The 26,476-nt window shown below is 65.3% G+C and carries 28 protein-coding genes; 19 read left to right on the forward strand and 9 right to left on the reverse strand.

Going from position 1 to position 26,476, the window contains the following annotated elements; translation table 11 throughout:
* Positions 1 to 162 precede the first annotated feature (162 nt).
* Positions 163 to 765 carry a TlpA disulfide reductase family protein gene (locus E5554_RS09515; protein WP_136186636.1) on the reverse strand — a complete coding sequence of 201 codons (603 nt, stop codon included), beginning with the start codon at positions 763 to 765 and terminating at the stop codon, positions 163 to 165.
* Positions 766 to 808: 43 nt separating this feature from the next.
* On the opposite strand from E5554_RS09515, the gene argH reads away from it, so the two are divergent.
* From argH to E5554_RS09535, 4 genes are read left to right on the forward strand one after another with little or no spacing between them, the layout of a single operon-like run.
* Complete coding sequence (gene argH / locus E5554_RS09520; RefSeq protein WP_136188304.1) at positions 809 to 2,176, forward strand: argininosuccinate lyase; 1,368 nt, start codon at positions 809 to 811, stop codon at positions 2,174 to 2,176.
* A 5-nt stretch (positions 2,177 to 2,181) separates the two neighbouring features.
* Complete coding sequence (locus tag E5554_RS09525; RefSeq protein ID WP_004208112.1) at positions 2,182 to 2,448, forward strand: hypothetical protein; 267 nt, start codon at positions 2,182 to 2,184, stop codon at positions 2,446 to 2,448.
* A gap of 25 nt (positions 2,449 to 2,473) precedes the next feature.
* A complete protein-coding gene (gene lysA / locus E5554_RS09530; protein ID WP_037517384.1) occupies positions 2,474 to 3,739 on the forward strand; it encodes a diaminopimelate decarboxylase in 1,266 nt (421 codons plus the stop codon).
* Positions 3,739 to 4,497: an NAD(P)-dependent oxidoreductase gene (locus E5554_RS09535; protein WP_136186637.1), complete on the forward strand. Its 759-nt coding sequence runs from the start codon at positions 3,739 to 3,741 to the stop codon at positions 4,495 to 4,497. Before lysA ends, E5554_RS09535 begins: the two co-directional genes overlap by 1 nt.
* Here the strand turns inward: E5554_RS09535 and E5554_RS09540 are convergent.
* Both E5554_RS09540 and E5554_RS09545 read right to left on the reverse strand, forming a co-directional pair.
* Positions 4,478 to 5,101, reverse strand: a complete 624-nt coding sequence (locus tag E5554_RS09540) for a response regulator (protein ID WP_037507792.1) — start codon at positions 5,099 to 5,101, stop codon at positions 4,478 to 4,480. The two genes, E5554_RS09535 and E5554_RS09540, sit on opposite strands and share 20 nt — an antisense overlap.
* Positions 5,102 to 5,153: 52 nt before the next feature.
* Positions 5,154 to 5,807 carry a TetR/AcrR family transcriptional regulator gene (locus E5554_RS09545; protein ID WP_026109325.1) on the reverse strand — a complete coding sequence of 218 codons (654 nt, stop codon included), beginning with the start codon at positions 5,805 to 5,807 and terminating at the stop codon, positions 5,154 to 5,156.
* A gap of 90 nt (positions 5,808 to 5,897) precedes the next feature.
* Here E5554_RS09545 and E5554_RS09550 point away from each other — a divergent pair, with 90 nt between their 5' ends.
* From E5554_RS09550 to E5554_RS09560, 3 genes are read left to right on the forward strand one after another with little or no spacing between them, the layout of a single operon-like run.
* A complete protein-coding gene (locus E5554_RS09550) occupies positions 5,898 to 7,412 on the forward strand; it encodes an efflux transporter outer membrane subunit (protein ID WP_017501881.1) in 1,515 nt (504 codons plus the stop codon).
* Complete coding sequence (locus E5554_RS09555) at positions 7,405 to 8,541, forward strand: EmrA/EmrK family multidrug efflux transporter periplasmic adaptor subunit (RefSeq protein WP_010336804.1); 1,137 nt, start codon at positions 7,405 to 7,407, stop codon at positions 8,539 to 8,541. The genes E5554_RS09550 and E5554_RS09555 overlap by 8 nt, the downstream gene beginning before the upstream one ends.
* 12 nt (positions 8,542 to 8,553) lie before the next feature.
* Positions 8,554 to 10,080 carry a DHA2 family efflux MFS transporter permease subunit gene (locus tag E5554_RS09560; RefSeq protein ID WP_004208105.1) on the forward strand — a complete coding sequence of 509 codons (1,527 nt, stop codon included), beginning with the start codon at positions 8,554 to 8,556 and terminating at the stop codon, positions 10,078 to 10,080.
* Positions 10,081 to 10,158: 78 nt separating this feature from the next.
* Here E5554_RS09560 and E5554_RS09565 read toward each other — a convergent pair whose 3' ends face one another.
* A complete protein-coding gene (locus E5554_RS09565; RefSeq protein WP_136186638.1) occupies positions 10,159 to 11,556 on the reverse strand; it encodes an amino acid permease in 1,398 nt (465 codons plus the stop codon).
* Positions 11,557 to 11,704: 148 nt separating this feature from the next.
* Here E5554_RS09565 and E5554_RS09570 point away from each other — a divergent pair, with 148 nt between their 5' ends.
* The 12 genes from E5554_RS09570 to E5554_RS09625 all read left to right on the forward strand — a co-directional run bounded on the left by E5554_RS09570 (position 11,705) and on the right by E5554_RS09625 (position 22,336).
* Positions 11,705 to 12,427 (forward strand): hypothetical protein, encoded by a 723-nt coding sequence (locus tag E5554_RS09570; RefSeq protein ID WP_136186639.1) that lies wholly within the window; start codon positions 11,705 to 11,707, stop codon positions 12,425 to 12,427.
* 193 nt (positions 12,428 to 12,620) lie between these two features.
* The gene (gene ffh, locus E5554_RS09575; protein ID WP_010335520.1) at positions 12,621 to 14,111 is read left to right on the forward strand and encodes a signal recognition particle protein; all 1,491 of its coding nucleotides are present in this window, start codon (positions 12,621 to 12,623) and stop codon (positions 14,109 to 14,111) included.
* A 41-nt stretch (positions 14,112 to 14,152) separates the two neighbouring features.
* Positions 14,153 to 14,593 (forward strand): 30S ribosomal protein S16, encoded by a 441-nt coding sequence (rpsP, locus tag E5554_RS09580; RefSeq protein ID WP_004208098.1) that lies wholly within the window; start codon positions 14,153 to 14,155, stop codon positions 14,591 to 14,593.
* A 5-nt stretch (positions 14,594 to 14,598) separates the two neighbouring features.
* Positions 14,599 to 15,093, forward strand: coding sequence for a ribosome maturation factor RimM (gene rimM / locus E5554_RS09585; RefSeq protein ID WP_004208097.1), 495 nt, complete (start codon positions 14,599 to 14,601; stop codon positions 15,091 to 15,093).
* Positions 15,094 to 15,124: 31 nt separating this feature from the next.
* Positions 15,125 to 15,391 (forward strand): hypothetical protein, encoded by a 267-nt coding sequence (locus tag E5554_RS09590; protein ID WP_004208096.1) that lies wholly within the window; start codon positions 15,125 to 15,127, stop codon positions 15,389 to 15,391.
* A complete protein-coding gene (locus E5554_RS09595) occupies positions 15,388 to 15,786 on the forward strand; it encodes a type II toxin-antitoxin system VapC family toxin (protein WP_017501876.1) in 399 nt (132 codons plus the stop codon). The genes E5554_RS09590 and E5554_RS09595 overlap by 4 nt, the downstream gene beginning before the upstream one ends.
* Positions 15,783 to 17,294, forward strand: a complete 1,512-nt coding sequence (locus E5554_RS09600; RefSeq protein ID WP_136186640.1) for a serine hydrolase domain-containing protein — start codon at positions 15,783 to 15,785, stop codon at positions 17,292 to 17,294. Before E5554_RS09595 ends, E5554_RS09600 begins: the two co-directional genes overlap by 4 nt.
* Before the next feature lie 54 nt (positions 17,295 to 17,348).
* On the forward strand, positions 17,349 to 17,621 hold the full coding sequence (locus E5554_RS09605) for a hypothetical protein (RefSeq protein ID WP_004208093.1): 273 nt from the start codon (positions 17,349 to 17,351) through the stop codon (positions 17,619 to 17,621).
* A complete protein-coding gene (gene trmD, locus E5554_RS09610; protein ID WP_037507758.1) occupies positions 17,618 to 18,355 on the forward strand; it encodes a tRNA (guanosine(37)-N1)-methyltransferase TrmD in 738 nt (245 codons plus the stop codon). The genes E5554_RS09605 and trmD overlap by 4 nt, the downstream gene beginning before the upstream one ends.
* A 5-nt stretch (positions 18,356 to 18,360) precedes the next feature.
* Complete coding sequence (rplS, locus tag E5554_RS09615; protein WP_004208091.1) at positions 18,361 to 18,729, forward strand: 50S ribosomal protein L19; 369 nt, start codon at positions 18,361 to 18,363, stop codon at positions 18,727 to 18,729.
* Positions 18,730 to 19,055: 326 nt separating this feature from the next.
* A complete protein-coding gene (locus E5554_RS09620; RefSeq protein WP_136186641.1) occupies positions 19,056 to 21,752 on the forward strand; it encodes a TonB-dependent receptor in 2,697 nt (898 codons plus the stop codon).
* 68 nt (positions 21,753 to 21,820) lie between these two features.
* The gene (locus E5554_RS09625; RefSeq protein ID WP_136186642.1) at positions 21,821 to 22,336 is read left to right on the forward strand and encodes a GNAT family N-acetyltransferase; all 516 of its coding nucleotides are present in this window, start codon (positions 21,821 to 21,823) and stop codon (positions 22,334 to 22,336) included.
* Between the two features lies 1 nt (position 22,337).
* On the opposite strand, the gene E5554_RS09630 is transcribed toward E5554_RS09625, so the two are convergent.
* The 5 genes from E5554_RS09630 to E5554_RS09650 all read right to left on the reverse strand — a co-directional run bounded on the left by E5554_RS09630 (position 22,338) and on the right by E5554_RS09650 (position 26,474).
* Positions 22,338 to 23,609, reverse strand: coding sequence for an MFS transporter (locus E5554_RS09630; RefSeq protein ID WP_136186643.1), 1,272 nt, complete (start codon positions 23,607 to 23,609; stop codon positions 22,338 to 22,340).
* A gap of 172 nt (positions 23,610 to 23,781) precedes the next feature.
* Positions 23,782 to 24,579: an RNA methyltransferase gene (locus E5554_RS09635; protein WP_136186644.1), complete on the reverse strand. Its 798-nt coding sequence runs from the start codon at positions 24,577 to 24,579 to the stop codon at positions 23,782 to 23,784.
* An 88-nt stretch (positions 24,580 to 24,667) separates the two neighbouring features.
* Complete coding sequence (locus E5554_RS09640; RefSeq protein WP_136186645.1) at positions 24,668 to 25,663, reverse strand: sensor domain-containing diguanylate cyclase; 996 nt, start codon at positions 25,661 to 25,663, stop codon at positions 24,668 to 24,670.
* A gap of 137 nt (positions 25,664 to 25,800) precedes the next feature.
* The gene (locus tag E5554_RS09645; RefSeq protein WP_004208085.1) at positions 25,801 to 26,073 is read right to left on the reverse strand and encodes an HPr family phosphocarrier protein; all 273 of its coding nucleotides are present in this window, start codon (positions 26,071 to 26,073) and stop codon (positions 25,801 to 25,803) included.
* The gene (locus tag E5554_RS09650; protein WP_004208084.1) at positions 26,070 to 26,474 is read right to left on the reverse strand and encodes a PTS sugar transporter subunit IIA; all 405 of its coding nucleotides are present in this window, start codon (positions 26,472 to 26,474) and stop codon (positions 26,070 to 26,072) included. Before E5554_RS09650 ends, E5554_RS09645 begins: the two co-directional genes overlap by 4 nt.
* Positions 26,475 to 26,476 lie beyond the last annotated feature (2 nt).

The raw sequence follows: 26,476 nt of genomic DNA on the forward strand, positions 1-26,476 counted from the left end.
TAAAAGTGACATATTTCACGCATATTTCAGCGACTGAACTCTGCAGCATATTTTTTGTTGCATCAATGTCGCAATGTTCAATTTTGCATTTTTCATGTGCATTTTGCAATCAACTGGCATGGCGGATTTTTGATCCTGGTTCGTTGTTGATTTACTTGTGCCTCATTCGCCCTTGGCCATGGCGATGAGCTTGCGGGCCTCTGCGCCGGTCCAGTCCATCGCGCCGACCACGCGCGCAACCTCCTTGCCCTTGGCATCATAGAGGACGGTGGTCGGCAGGACGCCGGTGGCATAGCCGAGGCCCAGCTTGTTCTCGGGATCGGTCCAGCCTTTGAGGTGGGGCAGCTTGTGCTTGGCGAAGAAGGGCTTGATCGCGGCCTGGCCCTGCACGTCCTGCGAAATCGTCAATACCGCCAGACTCCTGTCACCTTCGCTGTCACTTTGCGCGGCGAGGGCGTCGAGCGTCGGCATCTCCGCGACGCAGGGCGCGCACCAGGTCGCCCAGAGATTGACCAGCAGGGGGCGGCCGGCAAAGTCCTGCAGGGTCGCCGTGCCGCCCTGCGGATTTTCGAACGCGAAGCTCGGCGCAGGCGTGCCTGCCTTGCTGCGGTCGATCGTGTAGTTGAATTCGCCCTTCGCGCTGCCGCCGGCAGCGGGTTGCACCTCGTCGCCCGTCACCTTGTCGCTGGCGCTCGCATTGGCTTGCCCCGCGGGCGGGGATTGCCTATCGCATGCCGCCAGCCCAGCCAGCAGGAGCAGTGTCATTACCGAGCGCAAGGACGATATCATGGAAGCAGGCTCCAACAGCATGTGGGGTGGCCGGTTCGCGGCCGGCCCGGCATCGATCATGCGTGAGATAAATGCCTCCATCCCCTTCGACAAGCGCTTGTGGAAACAGGATATCGCCGGGTCCAAGGCGCATGTCGCGATGCTGGCCAAGCAGGGCATCGTCGATGGCGAGGATGCGCAGGCGATCACCGAGGGGCTGAACCGGATCGCGGCGGAATATGAAGCCAATGGCGTTCCGGTCAATCTGGACCTGGAAGATATCCACATGGTCACGGAGTCGCGGCTGGCCGAACTGATCGGCCCGGCCGCCGGGCGCCTGCACACCGCGCGCAGCCGCAACGACCAGGTGGCGACCGATTTCCGCCTGTGGGTTCGCGACGCCATGGATGAGGTGATGGCGGGCCTGACCGGGTTGCAGCAGGCACTGCTCGCCCGCGCCGAGGAGCATGCCGATGCGGTGATGCCGGGCTTCACGCACCTTCAGTCGGCGCAGCCGGTGACGCTGGGCCATCATCTGATGGCCTATTATGAAATGGTGCGCCGCGACCGCAGCCGCTTTGCCGATGCGCGCGTGCGCCTGGACGAATGCCCGCTGGGCGCCGCTGCGCTGGCCGGCACCGGCTTCCCGATCGATCGCCATGCCACGGCGGCGGCGCTGGGCTTTGCCAAGCCGACCGACAACAGCCTGGACAGCGTGTCCGACCGCGACTTCGCGCTCGACTATCTGATGGCCGCGACCCAGGCGTCGCTGCACCTGTCGCGCCTGGCCGAGGAATTCATCATCTGGGCGAGCCAGCCCTTCGGCTTCGTCAAGCTGCCCGACGCCTATTCGACCGGCAGTTCGATCATGCCGCAGAAGCGCAATCCCGACGCGGCCGAACTGGTGCGCGGCCATGCCGGCCGCATCATGGGCTGCATGAACGCGCTGTGCGTGACGATGAAGGGCCTGCCGCTCGCCTATTCCAAGGACATGCAGGACGACAAGCCGCCGGTGTTCGAGGCGCATGACCTGCTGGGCCTGTCGATCGCGGCGATGACCGGCATGATCGAGACGGTGACGTTCCGCACCGACCGGATGCGGGGGCTGGCCGAAAGCGGCTTTGCCACCGCGACGGACCTGGCCGACTGGCTGGTGCGCGAGGGCGACATTCCCTTCCGCGAGGCGCATCATATCACCGGGCGCGCGGTGGCGGCTGCGGAAGAGGCGGGCGTGCAACTGGCCGACCTGCCGCTCGAAACGCTCAAGGCCATTGATGCGCGTATCGACGATCGCATCTATGCGGTATTGACGGTCGATGCGTCGGTCGCCAGCCGCAAGAGCCATGGCGGCACGGCGCCCGATCAGGTGCGCGCGCGGATCGCCGCGGCGCGCGCGACACAGGAGTGAGGCAGATGGCACGGCATGTCCGCAATGGGCTGATGATCGGGGCAATGGCGCTGGCGCTGGCCTCCTGCGGTGGCCGTGAATCGCTTAAACCCGTGGCGGGCCAGAAATTGCCTGCCGTGCCGGTGGGGGCGGCGACCGCGCCGACCGCCGCCGACATGATGGATCCGGGCACCCAGGCTCGCCCGGAACGTAACGTCGAACTGCTGACCCAGTCGCGCCAGCGCGGCAATGACGAGTTCGACCTGCCGCCGGAAAGCCGGCCGCAACAATAGTCCCTATTCCCGCAAGGATCAGACCTTGGACCATTTCGATTATGTAGACGGCACCATGCATGTGGAGCAGGTGCCGATGACGGAAATTGCGCAGCAGGTCGGCACCCCGGTCTATGTCTATTCGACCGCGACGCTGGAACGCCATGTCGGCGTGTTCCGCGAAGGGCTGTCCCAGCTCGACAATCCGCTGATCGCCTTTGCCGTGAAGGCCAATCCCAACGCCGCCGTGCTGGCGACGCTGGCGAAGCTGGGGCTGGGCGCGGACGTGGTGTCGGGCGGCGAGTTGCAGCGCGCTGTGGCTGCGGGCATTCCGGCCGATCGCATCGTCTTTTCGGGCGTCGGCAAGACCGCCGAGGAAATGAAGCTGGCGCTGGAGCTGGGCATTTTCCAGTTCAACCTGGAAAGCGAGCCGGAAGCGGAAATGCTGTCGGAGGTGGCGCTGTCGATGGGGAAGAAGGCGCCGGTCGCCTATCGCATCAACCCCGATGTCGATGCCGGCACCCATGCCAAGATTTCGACGGGCAAGTCGGAAAACAAGTTCGGCATCCCCTATGACCGGGCGCTGGAAAGCTATGCCGCCGCGCGCGACCTGCCGGGCCTCGATGTCCAGGGCGTCGCCGTGCATATCGGCAGCCAGCTGACCGACCTGGCGCCGCTGGAGGCGGCCTTCGTCAAGGTCGGCGCGCTGATCGCGCAGTTGCGCGCGGCGGGCCATGACATCCGCACCGCCGATCTGGGCGGTGGCCTGGGCGTGCCTTATGACCCTTCTCAGCCGCTGCCGCCGAGCCCGGCCGACTATGGCGCGATGGTGACGCGGGTGACGCAGGGCTGGGATGCGCGGCTGATGTTCGAGCCGGGCCGGGTGATCGTCGGCAATGCCGGCGTGCTGCTGTCGAAGGTGATTCGCGTCAAGCAGGGCGCGCAGGCGCCGTTCGTGATTGTCGATGCGGCGATGAACGACCTGATGCGCCCGAGCCTCTATGACGCCTGGCACGATATCCGCGCGGTGGCGCCGGACGGCAACCGGATCGCGTCGAACGTGGTCGGGCCGGTGTGCGAAACCGGCGATACCTTTGCCATGGGCCGCGACATGGATGTGGTGGCGGCCGGTGACCTGCTGACCTTCATGACGGCCGGCGCCTATGGTGCAACCATGGCGGGCACCTATAACAGCCGATCGCTGACCCCCGAGGTGCTGGTGTCGGGCGACAAATGGGCGGTGGTCCGCGCGCGTCCGCCGATCGAGGCGCTGATCGCGGGCGATCATATCCCCGATTGGGTGGCTGGCTGATGCACAGCCTGCCCGTCTTTCTGCGGCTGGAGGGGCGGGCGGTCATCCTGACCGGAGAAGGCGAGGCGGCCGATGCCAAGCGCCGGCTGCTGGAGCGCGCCGGCGCGCGCATCGTCGGCGAGGATGATGCGGATGCGCGGGTCGCGATCGTGTCGGATGGCGACGCGGCGGTGGTGGCACGACTGCGCGCGCGCGGCGTGCTGGTCAACGCCACCGACAAGCCGGACCTGTGCGATTTCACCCTGCCGGCGATCGTCGATCGCAATCCGGTGCTGATCGCGATCGGCACGGGTGGGGCGTCGGCGGGACTGGCGGCGGCGCTGCGGCAGCGGATCGAGGTCTTGTTGCCGAGCGGGCTGGGCGATCTGGCGCGGGCGCTGTTCGCGGCGCGGGGGCGCTTGCGCGACCTGTGGCCCGATGCGGGCGCGCGGCGGCAGGCGATCGGAAAGGCGCTGGCGCCGGGCGGGGCGATCGATCCGATGGGGGGTGATCCGGATGTTGATGTCTGGCTGGCGGAGGGTCCGGAGGCGGACAATAGCGCGCTATATTATGTCCGGCTGTCCTCCGCCGATCCCGACGACCTGAGCGTGCGCGATGCGCGGATGCTGGCGCTGGCCGACCGGGTCTATCATGATGGGTCGGTGGCGCCGGCGATATTGGACCGGGCGCGGGCGGATGCCGAGCGGATCGCGGCGGATGGTCCGCCCGAACGGCTTGAAACCGGCCTCAGTCTGTGGGTCAGTTCTGCCGCGCGCTGAGGCGGGCGACTTCATCCTGCAAGGCCTGGATCGAGGAGACGAGGCGGGCGCGGTCGAGCTGCATTTCCTGCAGGGCATCGCGGGTTTCGCCCAGTTCCACCGCGCGGCGGGCGATGCGGGCGTCGAGTTCGGCATTGTGCCGGCTGAGCATGCCGAGCCGTTCGGCGCGGGCGCACAGATGGCGCAGCCGCGCATCGAGCAGGTCGAAATCGAACGGCTTGACGATATGGTCGTCGGCGCCGGCCTCCAGCACTTCGACGGCGGACTGGCTGTCGATGCGGCCGGTCAGCATGACGATGCAGGCATGGGGGGCGAGGGCGGTGGCGCGGATGCGCTTCATCGTCGCCACGGCGGGCAGCATCAGCAGGTCCATGTCGATCAGGATCAGGTCGACCGGACGCGTGACCAGCAGGTTGAGGGCGATGAAGCCATTTTCGGCCAGCACCACGTCATAGTTAAGCCGCGACAGGCGGCGGGCGATGACGGCGCGGGCGGTCGCATTCTCGTCGATCAGCAGCACGCGCAGCCGACGCGAGGCTGTGGCCCCGCTTTCTGGCTGCTGCGCGACGATCTGATGAAGGGGCTTGCGCTTGAAAAACGGCATTGGATAGCAACTCCTGCGATCGGCAGGATAGAAGCTGGCGGCAAAGAAATGGTTAACGCGCCATGCCTTCGGCGCCATAGGCGCGCAGGAAGATGTCGACGGCGAAGGCGGCGTCGCTTTCCATCTGTTGCGGCGTGACCCGTTCGATCTGGCTGAGCAGCAGCAATTCATGGCAGCCGGATGTCGTCAGGCGCATCAGCACGCGGGCGGCCTTGTCGGGGTCGTCGCGGCGCAACTGGCCGCGGTCCATCGCGCCTTCGAGGAAGCGGGCAAGCAGCATCCGGGTATGGCTGGGCGCCATTTCATAGAAGATGCGGCTCATTTCCGGGAAACGGCCACCTTCCGACGCGATCAGCCGGTGCAGGGCGATCGCTTCGGGCGATGTCACCTTTTCGAGCAGGCTGAGCGCGGTGCGGTGCAGCGTCGAGGGGAGGTCGCCGCCGGGGTCCAATATTTCCGAAAGTCGCGCGCGATAGGTGCTGGTCGCATTTTCGAGAACCGCGCGAAACAATTCCTCCTTGGAAGGGAAATGATTCCACAACGTGCCCTTTGACCCGCCCAATATGGCGGCGATGGCCGACATGCTGGTCGCGGCATAGCCATTTTCCAGAAAATGCCGGGCAGCCACCTCCAATATCGTCTGGCGCCGGTCGAGGCGGCGGGCCTCCCGACGACTGGGGGCTAAAGCTTTTTCCGGGCATGTCATATAAGCGTACCATAGAGTACGCTATTTATATTGACAAGGGTGGTACGGCGGGGCAAAGGCGATTTTCATACTGGATGGTACGGTTTGGATATGTCCGTGAGTCGCATCAGTTTTTCCATTCGCACCGGCGGTATTGCAGTGACAGCGCTGCTTCTGGCCGGCTGTGCTTCAATACCCGATCTGGGCGACAAGCCCGAGATTCGCGCGCCGCAGAGCGTGGAGGCGGGGCGCAGCCTGAGCGCCGACACGGTTGCCTGGCCCAGCGAGAATTGGTGGAGCGCCTATGGCGATCCGCAGCTGACATCGCTGATCGAGGAGGGGCTGCGCAATTCGCCCGACATGGCGGTGGCGCTGGCGCGCTTTCGCCAGGCGACGGCGATGGCCCAGCAATCGGGCGCGGCGCTGCTGCCCACGGTCGACGCCACGGCCAATGCCGGCGTGACCAAGCAGAGCTATAATATGGGCATGCCCAAGGATTTCGTGCCGCAGGGCTGGCTGGGCACCGGCAAGGTCGGGCTGGACTTTGGTCTGGACATCGACCTGTGGGGCAAGAACCGGGCGTCGCTGGCGGCCGCCACGTCGGAGGCCCGCGCGGCCGAGATCGACGCGCAGCAGGCGCGCCTGGCGCTGACCACCGCGATTGCCGATGCCTATGCCGACCTGGCCCGCCTCTATGACGAGGCGGAAATCCAGGAGCGCACGCTGGAAATCCGCACGGCCAGCCAGAAGCTGGTCGCCGATCGGCGGCAGAATGGCCTGGAAACGCGCGGCAGCGTGCGCCAGGCCGACGCCACCGTGTCCTCGGCCAAGGCGCAACTGGCGGCCGCCCGCGTGGCGATCGAACTGCGCCAGCATCAGATCGCCGCGCTGATCGGCGCCGGGCCGGACCGTGGCCTGGCGATGACCCGGCCGCAGATCGGCCAGTTGGCGCCACTGGGCCTGCCGGCGGACGTCACCACCAATCTGGTGGCGCGTCGTCCCGACGTCGCCGCCGCGCTGGCCCGGACGCAGGCCGCCGCCAGCCGGATCAAGGTGGCGCGGGCATCCTTCTATCCGGCGGTGAGCCTGAGCGCCCTGATCGGCGTCCAGTCGCTGGGGTATGAGACGCTGTTCACCGGCACCGGTGCTTCGGGCGGTTCGACGTCGTTCGCGGACAATCTGTTCAAGAAGGATTCGCTGTTCGGCAGTGCCGGCCCGGCGATCAGCCTGCCGATCTTCCATGGCGGGCAGTTGCGCGGCCAGTATCGTGGCGCGCGCGCGACCTATGACGAGGCGGTCGCCAGCTATGACAAGACGGTGCTGGGCGCCTATCAGGACGTAGCCGACGCCGTGACCAGCCGCCGGACGCTGGACCAGCGGCTGACCGACGCCAAGGCGGCGCTGACCGCGTCGCAGGATGCCTATGGCGTCGCCCAGCAACGCTACAAGGGCGGGCTTTCCACCTATCTCGACGTGCTGAACGTCGAAGACCAGCTGCTCGCGGCGCGTCAGTCCGTCGCGCAGCTGGAAGCGAGCGCCTTCTCTCTCGATATTGCCCTCATTCGCGCGCTCGGCGGCGGCTTTGCCGCGAGCGACGCTCAGTCCAAGGATCGACCCAATGGCTGATGCCGCCACCGAAACTTCCCCCGAACTGGCCGAGCAGCGCGGCAATGCCCGCAAGACCTGGCTGACCCGTCTGGCGATCGCCGTGCTGGTGGTCGGTGTCCTGTGGGCGGCCTGGTATTTCCTGATCGGCCGCAACCATGTCAGCACCGACAATGCCTATGTGAATGCGGAGGTCGCCCAGGTGACCCCCTTGCTGTCGGCGCAGGCGATCGAGGTCAACGTCACCGACACCCAGACGGTGAAGCGTGGCGACATCCTGGTGAAGCTGGACCCGACCGATGCGCAGATCGCGCTGCAGCAGGCCGAGGCCGATCTGGCCGATGCCCGTCGCCGCTTCCGCCAGACCAGCGCGACCAGCGGTTCGCTGTCGGCGCAGGTCGAGGCGCGTGGCGCCGACATCGTCCAGGCCCGTGCCCAGCTGGCGACCGCGCAGGCCGATTTCGACAAGGCCCGCATCGACCTGCAGCGCCGCGAGGCGCTGGTCGCGGGCGGCGCGGTTTCGGGTGACGAAGTCACCGCGGCGCGCAAATCCTATGCCGCTGCCAAGGCGGCACTGGACCTGGCGCGTGCCGGTGTCGAGACCGCGCAGGCGACCCGCAATGCCGCCACCGGCCAGTTGGCCGCCAATGATGCGCTGATCCGCGGTTCGACCGAGGAAAGTGATCCCGCGGTGATGGTTGCCAAGGCGAAGCTGGAAGACGCCAAGCTGGACCTGGAACGCACGATCATCCGTGCGCCGATCGACGGCGTTGTGACCAAGCGTGCGGTCCAGATCGGCCAGCGTGTCGCGCAGGGCAGCCCGATCATGAGCATCGTCCCGCTGTCGCAGGTCTATGTCGACGCCAATTTCAAGGAGCGCCAGCTGCGCCATGTGAAGGTGGGCATGCCCGCCACGGTGGTGGCCGACATCTATGGCGGCGACGTCGTCTATCATGGCAAGGTCGTGGGCTTCTCCGGCGGCACCGGTTCGTCGCTGTCGCTGATCCCGGCGCAGAACGCGACCGGCAACTGGATCAAGGTGGTCCAGCGCCTGCCGGTGCGCATCGCGCTCGACCCCAAGGAACTGGCAGAGCATCCGCTGCGCGTGGGCTTGTCCACCGAAGTCGAGATCGATCTGGCCGGCAAGTAAGGGAGCGAGCGCGTGAGCGGTCCCGAAACCTTCAATCTGCTCTCGCCGCGCACCCGCACGCTTGCCGGGCTGGTGCTGGCGCTGAGCAACTTCATGGTCGTGCTCGACCTGACCATCGCCAATGTCTCGGTGCCGCATATCGCCGGCAATCTGGGCATCTCCGGCGACCAGGGCACCTGGATCATCACATCCTATGCGGTGGCGGAGGCGATCTGCGTGCCGCTGACCGGCTGGCTGGCGCTGCGTTTCGGCGTGGTGCGGACCTTCATCTGGGCGATGATCGGCTTCGGCTTCTTCTCGATGATGTGCGGCCTGTCGACCACGCTGGGCATGATCGTGGCCGCGCGCCTGGGTCAGGGCATCTGTGGCGGGCCGATCATGCCGATGTCGCAGACCCTGTTGCTGCGCATCTTCCCGCCGGAAATGCGACCGCGCGCCATGGGCCTGTGGGCGATGACGACGCTGCTGGGGCCGGCCATGGGGCCGATCGTTGGCGGCTATATCAGCGACAATTGGAGCTGGCACTGGATCTTCTTCATCAACCTGCCGATCGCGGCGCTGTGCGTGTTCGCGGCGATGGCGATGCTGCGGCCGGTGGAGACCGATACGGCGCACCAGCCGATCGACAAGATCGGCCTGTGCCTGCTGATCTTCTGGATCGGCTGCCTGCAGGTCATGCTGGACATCGGTCGCGACCATGACTGGTTCTCCGATCCGCTGATCCTGACGCTCGCCATCCTGGCCGGCATCGGCTTCATCGTCTTCATCATCTGGGAGCTGACCGAGGAGCATCCGATCGTCGACCTGCGGGTGTTCCGACATATCGGCTTCTCGTCGGGCGTCTTCACTCTGGCCCTGGCATTCGGCGCCTATTTCTCCAGCATCGTGGTCATCCCGCAATGGCTGCAGATGTCGATGGGCTATACCGCGACCTGGTCGGGCATCGTTACGGCCTTCACGGCGATGGCGGCGGTGATGAGCGCGCCCTTCGCGGCCCGCTTCACCGGCAAGGTCGATCCGCGCATCATGATTTCGGGCGCGGTCTTCTGGCTGGGCTGCATGACCTTGTGGCGGGCGCACTGGACCAGCGGCATCGACTTTTTCGGACTGGCGCTGCCGCAGTTCGTGCAGGGCTTTGCCATGCCCTTCTTCATGATCCCGCTGACGACGCTGACCCTGGGGTCGGTGCCGCCGAGCGAGACGGCGTCGGCGGCCGGCCTGCAGAATTTCCTGCGGACCATGGCGATCGCGATCGCGACGTCGCTGGTGCTGACCGGGTGGAGCGACAGTCAGCGCGTGTCGCGCAACGAACTGGCGGGCGCCTTGCAGCCCGACGATGCGCAGCGCGCGCTGTCCGGCATGGGGATGACGACCGAGCAGATCCGCCAGACCATCTCCAATCTGGTGGAGCAGGAGGCGATCGCCATTTCGGTCGACTATGTCTTCTTCATCTCCGCGCTGGTGCTGTTTGCGGCGGCGGTGATCGTCTGGCTGGCGCCCAAGCCCAGCGGGCCGGTGGACACGTCGGCGGCGCACTGAGCAGCGCTGTCGAGACCAAGAAAAAGCCTCCCGTTGCTGGTGCAGCGGGAGGCTTTTTCGTTCTAGCAAGCTGATGCCTCAGCGGGCGGCGGCAGCGCGCTTCTGTCCATAGAGGAAATAGACGACGAGGCCGATCGCGTTCCAGATCAGGCAGGCATAGATGGTCTTCATCGGCAGGCTGAGGAACAGATAGGCGCAGCCGAGCACGGCGCCCAGGCCAACCAGCGTCGCCGCCGGGGTGCGGAACGGGCGCTTGAGGTCCGGTGCGCGGCGGCGCAGGATTAGCAGGCAGGCGCCCACCGCGGTGAAGGCGATCAGCGTGCCGGCATTGGCGAGCGCGGCGATCTGGTCGATCGGCAGCACGCCGGCGATGACCGCGACCAGCACGGCCGTGACGGCGGTGATGCGCGCAGGGGTGCCGCGCTTCGAGATGCGGGCGAGCGATTGCGGCAGGAAGCCGTCGCGCGCCATCACCAGGAAGATGCGGCTCTGGCCGTAGAGAAAGCCCAGCAGCACGGTGGGAAGCGCAATGACGGCGGCGATCGCGACGATCCGGGCGATCGACCCCTGGCCCATTTCGCGCAGGATGAGGGCAAGCGGTTCCGGGCTGTCGGCGAAGCGGGTGAAGGGCATGGCGCCCACCGCTGCGGCGGCGACCAGCACATAGATGAGGGTGCAGACGATCAGCGAGCCGACGATGCCGATGGCCAGGTCACGGTCCGGATTCTTGGCTTCCTCGGCCGCGGTCGAGATCGCGTCGAAGCCGTAGAAGGCGAAGAAGATGATCGCGGCGGCGGCCATCACGCCGCGCTCGATGCCGTCAGGCCCCATATGCTTGGCAAAGCCGAAGGGCATGAAGGGTTCGAGATGCTGGGCGTCGAAGGCGGGCAGGGCGACCCAGACGAACAGGCTCAAGGTCGCGATCTTGATCAGCACCAGCAGCGTGTTGAGCCGGGCGCTTTCGCGCGTGCCGAACATCAGCAGGGCAGCGACGACGCCGATGATGAAGATGGCGGGGATGTTGATGAGGCCGCCAAGCTCCGGCCCCTTGGTCAGCGCCTCGGGAAAGCCGAGCGGCGTGAGGAGCGGGGCGGCATAGCCCGACCAGCCCACCGCCACGGTCGAGACGACCAGCGAATATTCCAGGATCAGGCTCCAGCCCACGATCCAGGCAATGCCCTCGCCCAGCACCACATAGGAGTAGCTGTAGGCGCTGCCCGCTGCCGGCATCATGGTCGACAGTTCGGCATAGGCGAGCGCGGCGCAGGCGCAGATCGCGCCGGCAATGGCGAAGGAGATGAGGACGGCCGGGCCGGCGCGATCGGCGCCGACGCCGATCAGGGTGAGGATGCCGGTGCCGACGATCGCGCCGACGCCCAGCGCCAGCAGATGCGGCCAGGACAGGGTGCGCGCCATGCTGTGGCCGCCTCCCTGGGGCGTCATCGCCTCCATCGGCTTGCGACGTGTCCAACTCATAGAAAGCTCCCCCTGTTATGCGGTCTGTGGCGGGTTTGCTGGCGCAAACGACGGGCCGGCGCAAGCGCCGAGCCGGAACGTGGCGACTTCTTACAATATTGGGCCTGGTTGCTGCGCTATTGTTGCCAAAGAGCGGGAGGTCGACGCAATGGCGACGGCAATCGGTGCAGTGGAACGACAGGCGCGGGAACGGCGCATCTTTACCGGCATGGCGGCGCTGGTCGCCGTCACCGTGGTCGGTGGCTTCGGCAGCTTTGCCCTGCGCGGCTATGTCGACGTGGCGTCCGTGCCCTGGTGGGTGCATGTCCATGCGCTGTCGCTGCTGGCATGGACGCTACTGTTTCTGGCGCAGGCACTGCTGGTGGCGCAGCGGCGGACCGATCTCCATCGCCAGTTGGGCTGGGTTGCGGCCGGGCTTGCCTGTTTCCTGATCCCTTGGGGCATTGCGACGTCGATCCTGGCGGTACAGATGGGGCGGGTGCCGCCCTTTTTTCCGCCGGGCATCTTCCTGGTGCTGGGACCGCTCGACATGCTGGCCTTTGGTGCGCTGACGCTGGCGGCGATCCTGCTGCGGCAGCGGAGCGACTGGCACAAGCGGCTGATATTGTGCGGGACCATCGCGATGATGGAGCCGGCATTCGGTCGGATATTGCCGATGCCGTTGCTGGGGCCATGGGCCGGCGCCTGCGCGACGCTGATGCAGTTGCTCTATGTCGGGATCGCGATGCGCGCCGATGCCGGGCTGCGCGGCGCGGTGCATCCGGCCTATCGCTGGGGGCTGGCGGTGATCGCCGGACGATTGCTGCTGGTCGAGTTGCTGGGGCGCACGGCGATCGTCATTGGGGCGGCGGCCGCGCTGGCTGCGGGATAGCGCACTTGCGCTTGCGGCCGCTTTGGCTTAAGGGGCACCCTGCATCCGGGACTCTGGTCCTGGAACCCTGACGACTCCAGGATATCCAAGAGGGATATCGAATGGACGCTGGCCGGCGAGTTTTCGCCCGCCGGCGATTTTGTCGTTTTGGGGTGGTGCATGGATTTTCCGGGCCTTGGCCCGAATTGAGGTGATGATGTTCGATTCGCTAAGCGATCGTCTCGGTGGGGTATTCGACAAGCTGCGTGGGCGCGGTGCGCTTACGGAGGACGATGTCCGTGCCGCGATGCGCGAAGTGCGAGTCGCACTGCTGGAAGCCGACGTGGCGCTGCCCGTGGTTCGCCAGTTCGTCGACCAGGCGACCGAAAAGGCTGTCGGCAGCGATGTGCTGCGCTCGATCACGCCCGGCCAGATGGTCGTCAAGATCGTCTCCGACACGCTGACCGAGACGCTGGGCGCCGAAACCAGCGACCTGCTGATCGACGTGACCCCGCCCGCCGTCATCATGATGGTCGGCCTGCAGGGTTCGGGCAAGACGACCTCGACCGCGAAGATCGCCAAGCGCCTGAAGGATAAGGAGCGCAAGAAGGTGCTGATGGCGTCGCTCGACGTCCAGCGCCCGGCCGCGCAGGAACAGCTTGCCGTCCTTGGCACCCAGATCGATGTCGCGACCCTGCCGATCGTCGCCGGCCAGCAGCCGGTCGAGATTGCCAAGCGCGCGCTGCAGTCGGCCAAGCTGCAGGGCTTCGACGTGGTCATGCTCGACACCGCCGGCCGACTGCATGTCGACCAGGCGCTGATGGACGAGATGAAGGCGGTCGCCGACGTCGCCAATCCGGCGGAAATCCTGCTGGTGGTCGACTCGCTGACCGGCCAGGACGCCGTGAACGTGGCGACCAGCTTTACCGCGCAGGTGCCGCTGACCGGTGTCGTGCTGACCCGTATGGACGGCGACGCCCGTGGCGGCGCGGCGCTGTCGATGCGCGCGGTCACCGGCCGTCCGATCAAGTTTGCCGGCACCGGTGAAAAGCTGGATGCGCTTGAGCCCTTCCATCCGGCCCGCGTTGCCCAGCGCATCCTGGGCATGGGCGACGTCGTCAGCCTGGTCGAGAAGGCCGCTGAGACGATCGACGCCGAGGAAGCCGACAAGCTGGCCAAGAAGATGGCCAAGGGTCAGTTCGACATGAACGACCTGCGCAGCCAGCTCAACCAGATGCGCCGCATGGGCGGTCTGGGCGCGCTGGCCGGTATGCTGCCGGGCCTCAAGAAGGCGCAGGCGGCGATGGCCAATAGCGGCGCCAACGACAAGACGCTGCTGCATCTGGACGCGATGATCGGGTCGATGACCCCCAAGGAGCGCGAGAAGCCCGCGCTGATCAACGCCAAGCGCAAGATCCGTATCGCCAAGGGCGCCGGCCGCACCGTGCAGGACGTCAACCGTCTCCTGAAAATGCATCAGGAAATGGAAACGGCGATGAAGAAGATCCGCAAGATGGGCGGCCTCAAGGGGCTGGCCAAGATGTTCACCGGCGGTGGCATGGGTGGATTGGGCGGCCTGGGTGGTCCGGGCGGCGCGGATGGGCAGGGCGGTCCGCCCGACCTGTCGGGTCTGGGTGGCCTTGGTGGCCTGGGCGGCAACATGCCCAAGCTTCCGCCCGGCTTTCAGAATTTCATGAAGAAATAAGCAATTTCCGTAATTTGGTTTGAATAGAAAGGTCTAGTTCCATGGCAACCTCCATCCGTCTGTCGCGCGGCGGCTCCAAGAAGCGCCCCTATTACCGCATCGTCGTGGCCGACAGCCGCGCTCCGCGTGACGGCAAGTTCATCGAGCGCATCGGCAGCTACAACCCCGTCCTGCCCAAGGGCGACGAAAAGCGCGTCATCATCGACGTCGAGCGTGCGAAGCACTGGGTTGCCGCCGGCGCCCAGGCGACCGACCGCGTTGCCCGCTTCCTCGACGCCGCTGGCGTGAAGGAGCGCGCTGCTCGCAACAACCCGAAGAAGGCAGAGCCGGGCCAGAAGGCCAAGGACCGCGCTGAAGACCGCGCCGCCAAGGCTGCCGAAGCTGAAGAAGCTGCGCGCGAAGCCGCTGCCGCTGCCGCTGCTCCGGCCGCTGAAGAAGCCGCTCCCGCCGAGGAAGCCGCTGCCGAGCAGGCTGAGGGCTGATCCTCTTGACCGACAAGCCCGTCACCCTGGCCGCGATCATCGGTGCCCATGGCGTGGCGGGCGAAGTCCGTCTGAAGCTGTTTGGCGAAGGGGCAGAGGCCCTGAAAAGCTACAAGAGCTTCGATGCGGCGGGGCGCACATTGACGTTGAAGTCGGTGCGCCCCGGCCCCAATGGCGCGGTGGCCCGCTTTGCCGAGATCGGCGATCGCGGCGCGGCCGAAGCCCTGCGTGGCACGGCGCTGACCGTCCCGCGTTCCGCTCTGCCGGCCTTGCCCGAGGGCGAATATTATCATGCCGACCTGGTCGGCCTTCCCTGCACCAGCAGCACCGGCGAAACGCTGGGCGAGATCATCGCGGTCGAGAATTTCGGCGCCGGTGACATCATCGAGGTGCAGCGTCCGTCGATCGAGGGCAAGCCCGGCAAGCGCTTCATGGCGCCGATGCATGTGGTGGTGCTGAGCGAGGACGGCGCCGTGATTGACGCGGCTTTTACCGAATAGTATATACGCTCCGTATATACGGAGCTTCTCCATGGGCGAAGAATATCGGGCCAAGGTCTTCAAGTCGGGCAACAGCCTGGCGTTGCGGCTGCCAAAGAGTCTGGGCCTGAATGACGGCGAGGAAGTCGTCATGATACCGCATGCCGATGGCAGTTTTTCCTTCTGGAAGCAGGGGCAGCAGCGCGACATCCTTTTGTCCCTGTTCGGCAGCATGTCGGCGGGCTTCATGGCGGAAGGACGCGGCGATATCGATCAGGGTGATCGCGATTGGACCGGGCCGGCGTCGTCTGCGGCATGACGCAGGTCGCTTATCTGCTCGACACCAATGTTTGCATCGATTTCCTGCTCGGACGGAGCGCCCGTCTGGCCGAGCGGATGGCGGCCGAGTTCGATCGCCTGTCGGTTTCCGCTGTCACCGCTGCCGAATTGCGGGTCGGCAATCGCGGCTCGAGCGATCCGGTCGGCGACCTGCGGCGTGTCGATACATTTCTGGCGCTGCTGAATATCTTGCCCTTCGATGATGCCGCCGCGCGCACCTATGCCGAGATGGTACGCCTGGTGGGGGTGCGCCGTCGGGGTTTCGACCGGTTGATCGGAGCGCAGGCGATGGCGTCGGCCATGGTGCTGGTGACGCGCAACGAAAAGGATTTCGCGGATATTCCCGGCCTGACAGTGGAGGATTGGAGCGCATGATGACCATGGCTGTGCGCATGGTGACCCTGTCGGGGTTTCTGTCGATCCTGTCCGCGCCGGCCATGGCTGCCGATGCCAGGAAGATCGACGCTGCCATCCCCGAGATTGACCGTCTCTTTGCCGATTTCCAGGTCGATAGCCATGCGCCGGGCCTGGTCTATGGCATCGTCGCCGATGGCAGGCTGGTCCATGTGAAGGGCTTTGGTGTGCAGGATTTGGTGCAGAAGCGGCCGGTAACGGCCGACAGCCTGTTCCGCATCGCATCCATGACCAAGGCGTTCACGGCGCTGTCGATCCTGAAGCTGCGGGAGGAGGGCAAGCTCTCGCTCGATGATCTGGCCGAGACTTATGTGCCGGAAATGCGTGGCTGGACCTATGCGACCAAGGATAGTCCGCGCATCCGCATCCGCGATCTGCTGACGCACAGCGCGGGCTTTGTTGATGATAATCCATGGGGTGACCGGCAGACGCCGCTACCCGACGCGGACTTCACCCGGATGCTGGAGCAAGGCGTGCCGATGAGCAGCGCGCCGGCGACCCATTATGAATATTCCAACTTCGGCTATGCGCTGTTGGGGCGGATCATCGCCAATGTCTCGGGCATGCCCTATCGCCGCTATGTCGAGCAGAACCTGTTGACGCCGCTGGGCATGGCGTCGAGCGGCTATCAACTGAGCGAATGGCCGGTTGCGCGGCGGTCGCTCGGCTATCGCTGGGAAGATGGGCGCTGGAAGCGCGAGCCCGACATGGCCGACGGTGCCTTTGGCGCGATGGGCGGGCTGCAGACCAGTGCCAATGACTATGCCCGCTGGGTGGCCTTTCTGCTGTCGGCCTGGCCGCCGCGCGACGATGCGGAGAGCGGCCCGGTCAGCCGGGCATCGGTGCGGATGCTGGCGGAGGGCAGCAATTTCATGAGCGTTGGCCAGCGCAACGGCAAGAGCGGGGCGACCGCCTGCCGCCAGGCCGCGGCCTATGGCTTTGCCATGCGGATCGCGCAGGATTGCGACCTGGGGCTGACCCTGTCCCATGGCGGCGGCTATCCCGGCTATGGCAGCCATGTGATGCTGATGCCGGATTATGGTGTCGGCATCTTCGTCTTCACCAATCGCACCTATAATGGCGGGGCGGGTGCCGCTTGGGATGCGGCGATGCTGTTGCAGAAGGCGGGAGCACTGATCGCGCGGGACGTGCCGGTCAGTCCGCTGCTGGCGCAGGGCTATGCCGCGGCGGGGCGCATCTATGCGTCGGGCGATGTGCTGGCCGCCCGCGACAATCTGGCGATGAATTTCCTCATGGACGCCGATGCGGTGCATTGGGGCAAGCGCCTGGCGGCGTTGAAGGGAGAGGTCGGTAGCTGCGCGGTCGATGCACCGCTGAGCGCGACAGGCAATCTGTCGGGCAAGTTCACCTGGACCTGCGAGAAGGGGCGGGTGGCGGGCAGCCTGTTGCTGGCGCCGACCGCCGACGCGGAAATCCAGGAACTGAAACTGGAGGTCAAGGCGCCCTGAGCGCGGCGCGATCGACAGTTTCCCCTGCGGCGAAAATGCTCTAGGCGCGCTGCCATGGCGCAAATTTTGACCGCAATCTATCTGCTGATGATGCTGGCCGGGGGCTGGCGGCTGTTCGGCCTTGGCTGGCCGCTCTGGGTGAAGGGGCTGGTGGCGATCGGGCTGGTCTGTCCCCTGCCGCTGCTGGTGCTGCTGCCGGGCATGCTGCATCCCGAACGGCCCTTTGCCGACATGCTGCGGATGATCGGCTTCGTGATGATGGGCTGCGGTGCGCTCTGCCTGGTTGGCGGCCTGTCCGCCGCCCGGCTGCGGGCGCGCCGGCGATGAGCTTTGCGGCCCAGATCCTGACCCTCTATCCCGAGATGTTTCCGGGCCCCTTGGGCGTGTCGCTTGCGGGACGTGCGCTGGCCGAGGGGAAATGGTCGTGCGATCCGATCCAGATGCGCGGCTTTGCGACCGACAAGCATCGCACCGTCGACGATACGCCGGCCGGGGGCGGGGCGGGCATGGTGCTGAAGCCCGACATCTTGGCGCGCGGCATCGACCATGCGCTGGCGCAGCGGCCCGACCTGCCGATCCTGGCGATGACGCCGCGCGGCAAACCGATCACGCAGGCGCGGATCCGGGCGCTGGCGGATGGTCCCGGCGTGACCTTGCTGTGCGGGCGGTTCGAGGGCTTTGACGAGCGTATTTTCGAGGCCCGGCCGATCGAGCAGGTTTCGATGGGGGACATCATCCTGTCCGGCGGGGAAATGGGCGCGCTGATGCTGCTGGATGCTTGCATCCGCCTGCTTCCCGGTGTAATGGGCGCCGCTTCCAGCGGTGTCGAGGAATCCTTTGAAACGGGGCTTCTTGAATATCCGCATTATACCCGACCAGTCGAATGGGAGGGGCGCAGGATTCCCGAAGTGTTGCGATCGGGGGATCATGCGAAGATCGCCGCCTGGCGGAAACAACAGGCGGAGGCAGATACACGGCTAAGGCGGCCGGACCTTTGGGAACGCCATATCGGTGTTCGGGACCAGTCGCCCTCTGGTGCGCAACGCGAAAATAAGGACTGAGTTACATGAACTTGATCCAGCAGATCGAGGCCGAAAACATTGCCGCCCTGGCGAAGGAAATCCCCGATTTCCGTCCCGGTGACACCCTGCGCGTCGGCGTGAAGGTTGTCGAAGGCGAGCGCAGCCGCGTCCAGAACTATGAAGGCGTCTGCATTGCCCGTTCCAACAAGGGCATGGGCAGCAACTTCACCGTTCGCAAGATTTCGTTCGGCGAAGGCGTGGAGCGCGTGTTCCCGCTCTACTCGCCCAACCTCGATTCGATCACCGTCGTTCGTCGCGGTGTCGTGCGTCGTGCCAAGCTCTATTATCTGCGTGGCCGCACCGGCAAGCGCGCTCGTATTGCCGAGCGCCGCGATACCCGCACCGAAGGTTGATCCTTCAAAACTGTCCTTGACAGTTGTAAAAATGAAACAGGCGGTGGCCCCCAGGGCTGCCGCCTTTTTCTTTGTGTTACAATGATTTGACACATTGTTTTACGGCACGAATTATTGCGCTTGCGAACAAATTTTTGCGGCCGCCCAAAGGGCCATTTCGCAGTCGATGCAATTATGCCAGCCTGATATTTCCAGATGTTACTGAGTGAAACGCACTGAAATTTCCGATTTCAGGAACGGATAGTTGCGTCCATTCCGATCTCATCCGGCAACAAGAAGAGGGAGGTGTCGAAAGGTCTCTAAAAAAAGAAATAGGGGGCTTTTTGATGAAGTATCAGGGTCTGTTTTCATGCAGTGCGATTGCCATTGCACTGTCCTATTCCATGCCTGTTCTTGCGCAGGATGTTGCGCCCCAGGCGGCCGCAGCGGAAACGCCCGGCCAGACGATCATCGTCACCGGCACGCGGCGTACCGACCGTACCGTCGCCGAATCGCCGACGCCGATCGATGTCTATTCCGGCGAGGAGCTGCAGAAGCAGGGCGTCGCCGACATGAACCAGGTGATCCAGAACCTGGTCCCGTCCTTTTCGGTGGCGCGCTATGCCATTGGTGACGGCTCCTCCTTCGTCCGGCCGCCCAACCTGCGCGGGCTGGCGCCCGACCAGACGCTGGTGATGGTGAACGGCAAGCGCATGCACCGTTCCGCGCTGGTCCAGATCGGTGCGAACGCCCAGTCCGCTGGCGCCCATTCGGCCGACCTTGCACAGATTCCGGCGATTGCGGTGCGCAGCGTCGAAGTGCTGCGCGACGGCGCTTCGGCCCAATATGGTTCCGACGCGATCGCCGGCGTCATCAATATGGCGCTGCGCGACGATACCGACGGCATTTCGGGCTATGCCCGCTATGGCCAATATTATCGCGGCGATGGCGAGGATTATCAGGTTGCGCTGAACGGTGGTTTCAAGCTGGGCGACAATGGCTTCATCAACATCAGCGGCGAATATGTGAACGCCGGCAAGACCAGCCGCGGCGTCACCCGACCCGGCGCGCTGGAACTGTCGCAGGAGCAGCCCGACATCGGCGTGCCCAAGCTGGCGCAGCGCTATGGCAATCCGAAGATGGAATCCTATCGCTTCTTCGTGAATGGCGGCTTCGACCTGGGCGACGAAAGCAGCATCTACTTCTTTGGCAATTATGGCCACAGCTTCCAGGAAGAGAGCTTCAACTATCGCCAGTCGGTCAATTCCGCCAATTTCGGCCTGAACGGCATTTTCAACGACTATTTCACCGATTTCGACAACACGACGCCGGGCATCCAGACCGGCGCGGCGGGCGGCAATGTCTATGCGCCCAACGATTATGACCCCACGACGCGGGATTATACGCAGGTGTCGGATTGCTCCGATCCGCTGGTCCAGAACTGGAGCTGCGTCTATTCGGGCGGCTTCACGCCGATCTTCTTCGGCAAGATCGACGATATTTCGGGCACCGTCGGCTACAAGGGCACGCTCGGCTTTGGCCTGAACTATGACCTGTCGGGCAGCTATGGCCAGTCGACGCTGAAATATACCATGGACGGCACGATGAACCCGTCGCTGGGCATCACGTCGCCGACCGAATTCTACCTCGGCAAGCTGGAACAGCGCGAAACGCTGTTCAATGCGGACTTCAGCTATCCCTGGGAAGTCGGGCTGGCGAGCCCGATCACGATTGCGTTTGGTGGGCAGTATTTCCGGGAATCCTATGAACTGGGCCTGGGCGACGCCGCTTCCTATGCGATCGGGCCCTATACCGGGAACCTGGTCTTCCATCAGGATGGCACGCCGGTGTTGAACGCGGATGGCAGCCAGCTCTCGGTCGCGCTGCCGGTCGGTGCCAATGGCTTCCCTGGCTATGGTCCGGCGATCGCGGGTGAGAGCAGCCGCAATTCCAAGGGCCTCTATATCGACGTGGAAGGCGACATCACCGAAGCCTTCTCGCTGGGTTTTGCCGGCCGCTACGAGCATCTGTCCGACTTCGGCAATTCGACCACGGGCAAGGTGTCGGCACGCTACGCCATCGTGCCGGATGTGTTCGCGGTTCGCGGCACGCTGTCGACCGGCTTCCGTGCGCCGACGCCGGGCCAGACCAACACCAGCAGCATCGCGACCACCTTCAATCCGGGTAATCCCAACGCGATCGAGTTCATGACGCTGCCGGTCGCCAGCCCGGTCGCCCAATATCTGGGCGCGGTGCCGCTGAAGCCGGAAGAGTCGGTCAGCTTCTCGGCCGGTACGGTGTTCACGCCGGCCCCCGGCGCGTCGCTGACGATCGACTATTACAACATCAAGGTGAAGGACCGCATCGGCACCACAGGATCGCGGGTGATCACCGACGATCAGCGGCCCGAACTTCAGGCGCTGGGCCTGGCCAACTATGCCACGGTCAACGAGGTGCAGTTCCTGACCAATGCCTTCGATACCCGGACCCAGGGTGTCGACGTGGTCGGCAGCTATCGCTTCTCGACCGACAGCATGGGGACGTTCAACACCACGCTGGCCTTCAACTACAACAAGACGAAGGTCATCCGTGTCGGGCTCGACCCCGATACCGGGTCGCCGATCATCAGCGACACGCGCATCATGCAGCTGCAGAATACGCTGCCCAAGACGCGCGTGATCCTGACCGAGAACTGGACCAGCGGCGCGCTGTCGGTGCTGGGCCGGGCGAACTGGTATGGCAAGTACAAGGTCTATGATGACGGCACCGGTGCGAACGGCGAAAGCTATGTCAATCAGAGCTTTGGCAGCGAGTTCGTGTTCGATCTGGAAGTCAGCTATCAGCTCAATGACAATTTCACGCTGAGTGCCGGCGCGCAGAACCTGTTCAGCAACTATCCCGACAAATATGACAATCGCGCTGGCGGGCTGGGGCCGGTCTATGCGTCGACGGGTGGTCGCTTCACCGGTGACATCTATCCCGACGTATCGCCCTTCGGCTTCAACGGCGGCTTCTGGTATGCGAAGGTCGGATTCAAGTTCTGATCCCGCATCATCATGATCCGATCGGCCGGTCCCTTGCGGGGCCGGCCGATTTCGTTGCAGGAGGGGCCATGTCCTTGACCAACCGCCTGGCGACCGCCGCCGACGAACCCGCTTTGTCCACCCTGATGACGCTGGCCATCGAGCAATTGCAGTCGGCCTATCTGACCGCGGCGCAGGTGCAGGCCAGCCATGGCTTCATGGGGCTGGACCGGCGGCTGATCGGTGATCGGACCTATTTCGTGGTGGAGGCGGATGGCGCGATCGCCGGATGTGGCGGATGGAGCCGTCGGGCGACCGCCTATGGCGGCGACCACACGGCCGGGCGCGACGACCGCATGCTCGATCCCGCGACCGAGGCGGCGAAGGTGCGGGCGATGTACACCCATCCCGACCATGTCCGCAAAGGGGTCGGCACGACCATCCTGGCGCTGTGCGAGGCCGCCGCGCGGCAGGAGGGCTTTGCCGCGCTGGAATTGTCGGCGACGATGGCCGGCGTGCCGCTCTATCGCAGCTTCGGATTCATCGACGTCCGCCCGTTCGAGGATAGCGGCGTGCCGATGATCCTGATGCGCAAGGCAATCTGATTCAGTTGCGGCTGGTCCACCACAGGCCGGCGAGGCTGATGAGGGCAGCCGCCGACATGTAGAGGCCGACGAGCGCGACGCCCTGCATCCCGATCAGCCAGGTCGCGACGATCGGCGCCAGCGCGCCGCCCAGGATACCGCCCAGATTGAAGGCGAAGGACGCCCCGGTATAGCGCAGCTGGGTCGGGAAGAGGGCGGGCAGATAGGCGCCGAGCGGGCCGTAGATGAAGCCCATCACGAACAGAGCGAGGCTGAGCGCGACGAAGATCGGCAACAGCGCCGCGGTGCCGATCAGCGGGCCGAAGACGATGCCCATGACCAGCGTGCCGGCACAGCCCCAGGCGAGGACGCGGGTGGGGCTGCTCTTGTCCGACCACCAGCCGGCGATCACGATGCTGAGCGCCATGAACATGATGGCGCCAAGCTGGATCGCGAGGAAGATTTCCCGGTCGATCTTGAGTGCGGTGGTGCCATAGCCCAGCGCAAAGGCGGTCGCGATATAATAGACGGCGAAGCAGGCGGCGCAGGCGAAGGTGCCGGCGATGGCCGCGCCCAGATGGGTCGAGAGCAGGGTGGCAAGCGGCACGGCAGGCGGCGGTGCTTCTTGCTGCGCGGCGGCGAATTCGGGCGTCTCGGTGAGTTTGAGGCGGACCCAGAGGCCGAGGATCACCAGGACCGAACTGCCCAGGAACGGCAGGCGCCAGCCCCAGGCGAAGAATTCCGCATCGGTCAGGAAGGCGCCGAGCAGCAGGAACAGGCCGTTGGCGGCGATGAAGCCGACCGGGGCGCCCAGCTGCGGGAACATGCCGAAGCGGGCGCGCCAGCCTTCGGGTGCATTTTCGACCGCCAGCAGCGCCGCGCCACCCCATTCGCCGCCCAGGCCAAAGCCCTGGCCGAAACGCAGCACGCACAGGATCAGCGGCGCCCAGAAGCCGATCATGAGATAGGTCGGCAGGAAGCCGATCAGCAATGTGCAGCCGCCCATCAGCATCAGCGAGGTGACGAGCGTCGCCTTGCGCCCGATGCGGTCGCCATAATGGCCGAAGACGGCAGCGCCGAGCGGCCGGGCGAGGAAGGCGAGGGCGAGGCTGCCATAGGAGGCCATCAACTGCGCCGAGGGCGAGGAGGCCGGGAAGAAGAGCGAGGGGAAGATCAGGCTGGCGGCGGTGGCATAGATGTAGAAGTCGTAAAATTCGACCGCCGTGCCGATGAGGCTGGCCGCCAGCACCCGCTTGTGCAGCCACATTGCGCCCATGCCGCTCGTCTTCGTCATCGCCCCCATCCTTCTCAATCCCTTCGCGCCGCCATCCTCCCCTGCAAGGGGAGGGGGACCATTTGCCTGGCAAATGGTGGAGGGGTGGTGCCGCGCGCAATAGGGCGACCCCCCTCCGTCAGGGCTTCGCCCTGCCACCTCCCCTTGCAGGGGAGGATGATGACATTCGCCTCTATTTCCGTCGTTTCTGGTTCAGCAGCTCATAGGCCATGACCGCTGTCGCGACCGCGGCGTTGAGGCTGTCGGCCTTGCCCAGCATCGGCATCTTCACCAGCTGGTCGCATTCGGCCTCATAGCTTTCGGGCAGGCCCTGCGCCTCATTGCCGACCAGCAGGAAGCAGGGGCTCTGATAGCTCGGTTCCTGATAATCCTGGGTCGCTTTCAGGCTGGTGCCGATCAGTTCGCCCGGCCCCTGGCGCAGCCAGTGCATGAATTCGCCCCAGCGTGCCTGGGTGATCGACTGGGTGAACAGGGCGCCCATGCTGGCGCGCACCGATTCGACCGAGAAGGGGTCGACGCAATCGTCGATCAGGATGAGGCCGCCGGCACCGACCGCGTCGCCGGTGCGCAATATGGTGCCGAGATTGCCGGGGTCGCGCAGCGACTGGGCGACGATCCAGATGTCGGCCGTGCTGCGATCGAGCTTCTCCAGCGGGGTCAGCCGGTCGCGATAGACGCCGACCACGGCCTGGGCATTATCCTTGCCACTGATCTTGGACAGGATGTCGGGCGTGGTTTCGATCACGTCGCCGCCGTCCGCCTCGATCGCGTCGATCAGGTCGAGCGCGAGCGGGTGGGTGGAGCCGGCATGGAAGAGCATTTCGGGCAGCACGCCTTCCTCGCGCGCTTCGGTCAGGATGCGCAGCCCTTCGGCGAGGAACAGCCCTTCGACCTTGCGATATTTCTTTTCCCGCAGCGAGCGCACGCGCTTGACCAGCGGGTTGGAAAAACCGGTGATTTCGCGTGCCACGTTCTGCGTCCTGCCTTCTGGTCCGCGACCAGTGCGGACGAAGCGGCCTCTCTATCGAGGGAATGGGGAAAAGGACAGCCTTTCGGTGTCAGTCGGGCTGGGCGGCGTCCGTTTTCGCGATGACCACGCGATTGCGACCGCCATGCTTGGCCGCATAGAGGGCGACATCGGCGGCGGCGATCCAGGCGTCGCTGCTGATCCGGTCAGGCCCGATCTCGGCAATGCCGAAGCTGGCGGTGACGCGCAGCGGCGGCATATGGGCGATTTCCAGCGCGGCGATGGCATCGCAGAAACGCTGGGCGGCGGCCCCGGCCTGCGCTGCATTGCTTTCGGGGAGCAGTACGCCGAACTCTTCTCCGCCAAGCCGGCCCAATATGTCGTTCGGGCGCTTGGTCCGGTCGCAACAGGCGGCGACCTCGCGGATCACGACATCGCCGGCCGGGTGGCCATGGGTGTCATTGACCCGCTTGAAATGGTCGATGTCGAACAGCAACAGGCTGGCCGGACGCGCATAGCGGCGGAAGAGGGCGATATGCTTGTCCATCTCCGCCACGAAGGCGCGGCGGGTGAGGGCGCCGCTCAGATGGTCGCGCTCGGCAATGCGGCGCAGTTCCAGTTGCTCCACCACCAGCGCGCCGAGATTTTCGAGGATGGCGATCTGGCCGGGATCAAATTCGCGCGGCACGGTATCGATCGCGCAGAGGGTGCCGACATTATAGCCATCGGGCGTCGCCAGCGGGACACCGGCATAGCTGCGGATATTGGGATCGCCGGTGACCAGCGGATTGCTGCTGAATCGCTGGTCGGAACAGGCATCGGGGACGACCATCGGCACGCGGTCGCGGATGGTGTGGTTGCAGAAGGCGATGTCGCGCGGGGTTTCGGTTGCGTCGATGCCGGTGCGCGACTTGAACCATTGGCGATCGCCGTCGATCAGCGACACGACCGACATCGGCACGCCCAGGATCGACCGGACAAGCTGGGTGATGCGATCAAAGGCGGGCTCGGGCGGCGTGTCGAGAATTTCGTAGCGCCCGAGCGCAGCCAGGCGGGCGGCTTCGTCGTTCAATTTCGTGTCGAGCATGGCGCCTATCCACTTGAACCGGTGGCGAATGCTGCCTCCCGATCAGCGGTCGCCCTATGTCGCAAGATGGGGCGGCCGGGCCGTGACGTCAATGTCGGGATGGGAACCCGTCGCGGCAACGCGGCCGCTGGTCGCGCCTATTCCTCGCCGAACTTGTCTTCGACCAGGGCGACGAGTTGGTGCAGGCTGTCATGCGCGTCGGGGCCGGCGGCGCTGATGGTGATGCTGTCGCCCATGGCGGCGCCGAGCATCATCAGGCCCATGATCGACGTGCCGGTGACTTCGCTGCCATCCTTGCTGACGGTGATCTGGGCGGGGAGGCCGCTGGCCAGGGTCACGAATTTCGCGCTGGCGCGGGCATGGAGGCCGCGCTTGTTGCTGATCCTGACTTCCCGGCTGATATCATTCATGAGGTGCTGCCCAGCAATTCCGATGCGACGCTGATATATTTCTGGCCTGCTTCGCGGGCAGCGGCGACGGCGGCGCGCACGTCCATCACCTTGCGGGCGCTTTCCAGGCGGATGAGCATGGGCAGGTTGATGCCCGCGATCACCTCGATCTCACCGGCCTTGAGCAGCGAGATGGCGAGGTTGGAGGGGGTGCCGCCGAACAGGTCGGTCAGCAGGATGACGCCGGCGCCGTCATTGACGCGCGCGACCGCCGCCGCGATGTCCGCGCGGCGCAATTCCATGTCATCTTCCGGCCCGATGCAGATCGTTTCGATCTGCTGTTGCGGTCCCACGACATGTTCCATGGCCACGACGAATTCCGTCGCAAGCGACCCATGGGTGACGAGTACGAGTCCGATCATCT

Origin of the sequence: Sphingobium sp. PAMC28499, assembly GCF_004795815.1 — a bacterium.
GTDB lineage: Bacteria > Pseudomonadota > Alphaproteobacteria > Sphingomonadales > Sphingomonadaceae > Sphingobium > Sphingobium yanoikuyae.

Bases quoted from the DNA above. Each gene is read 5' to 3' on its own strand.
- E5554_RS09515 (WP_136186636.1), bottom strand. From the start codon at position 765: ATGACACTGCTCCTGCTGGCTGGGCTGGCGGCATGCGATAGGCAATCC.
- argH (WP_136188304.1), top strand. From the start codon at position 809: ATGTGGGGTGGCCGGTTCGCGGCCGGCCCGGCATCGATCATGCGTGAG.
- E5554_RS09525 (WP_004208112.1), top strand. From the start codon at position 2,182: ATGGCACGGCATGTCCGCAATGGGCTGATGATCGGGGCAATGGCGCTG.
- E5554_RS09535 (WP_136186637.1), top strand. From the start codon at position 3,739: ATGCACAGCCTGCCCGTCTTTCTGCGGCTGGAGGGGCGGGCGGTCATC.
- E5554_RS09540 (WP_037507792.1), bottom strand. From the start codon at position 5,101: ATGCCGTTTTTCAAGCGCAAGCCCCTTCATCAGATCGTCGCGCAGCAG.
- E5554_RS09545 (WP_026109325.1), bottom strand. From the start codon at position 5,807: ATGACATGCCCGGAAAAAGCTTTAGCCCCCAGTCGTCGGGAGGCCCGC.
- E5554_RS09550 (WP_017501881.1), top strand. From the start codon at position 5,898: ATGTCCGTGAGTCGCATCAGTTTTTCCATTCGCACCGGCGGTATTGCA.
- E5554_RS09555 (WP_010336804.1), top strand. From the start codon at position 7,405: ATGGCTGATGCCGCCACCGAAACTTCCCCCGAACTGGCCGAGCAGCGC.
- E5554_RS09565 (WP_136186638.1), bottom strand. From the start codon at position 11,556: ATGAGTTGGACACGTCGCAAGCCGATGGAGGCGATGACGCCCCAGGGA.
- E5554_RS09570 (WP_136186639.1), top strand. From the start codon at position 11,705: ATGGCGACGGCAATCGGTGCAGTGGAACGACAGGCGCGGGAACGGCGC.
- ffh (WP_010335520.1), top strand. From the start codon at position 12,621: ATGATGTTCGATTCGCTAAGCGATCGTCTCGGTGGGGTATTCGACAAG.
- rpsP (WP_004208098.1), top strand. From the start codon at position 14,153: ATGGCAACCTCCATCCGTCTGTCGCGCGGCGGCTCCAAGAAGCGCCCC.
- E5554_RS09590 (WP_004208096.1), top strand. From the start codon at position 15,125: ATGGGCGAAGAATATCGGGCCAAGGTCTTCAAGTCGGGCAACAGCCTG.
- E5554_RS09595 (WP_017501876.1), top strand. From the start codon at position 15,388: ATGACGCAGGTCGCTTATCTGCTCGACACCAATGTTTGCATCGATTTC.
- E5554_RS09600 (WP_136186640.1), top strand. From the start codon at position 15,783: ATGATGACCATGGCTGTGCGCATGGTGACCCTGTCGGGGTTTCTGTCG.
- E5554_RS09605 (WP_004208093.1), top strand. From the start codon at position 17,349: ATGGCGCAAATTTTGACCGCAATCTATCTGCTGATGATGCTGGCCGGG.
- trmD (WP_037507758.1), top strand. From the start codon at position 17,618: ATGAGCTTTGCGGCCCAGATCCTGACCCTCTATCCCGAGATGTTTCCG.
- rplS (WP_004208091.1), top strand. From the start codon at position 18,361: ATGAACTTGATCCAGCAGATCGAGGCCGAAAACATTGCCGCCCTGGCG.
- E5554_RS09620 (WP_136186641.1), top strand. From the start codon at position 19,056: ATGAAGTATCAGGGTCTGTTTTCATGCAGTGCGATTGCCATTGCACTG.
- E5554_RS09625 (WP_136186642.1), top strand. From the start codon at position 21,821: ATGTCCTTGACCAACCGCCTGGCGACCGCCGCCGACGAACCCGCTTTG.
- E5554_RS09630 (WP_136186643.1), bottom strand. From the start codon at position 23,609: ATGACGAAGACGAGCGGCATGGGCGCAATGTGGCTGCACAAGCGGGTG.
- E5554_RS09640 (WP_136186645.1), bottom strand. From the start codon at position 25,663: ATGCTCGACACGAAATTGAACGACGAAGCCGCCCGCCTGGCTGCGCTC.
- E5554_RS09645 (WP_004208085.1), bottom strand. From the start codon at position 26,073: ATGAATGATATCAGCCGGGAAGTCAGGATCAGCAACAAGCGCGGCCTC.
- E5554_RS09650 (WP_004208084.1), bottom strand. From the start codon at position 26,474: ATGATCGGACTCGTACTCGTCACCCATGGGTCGCTTGCGACGGAATTC.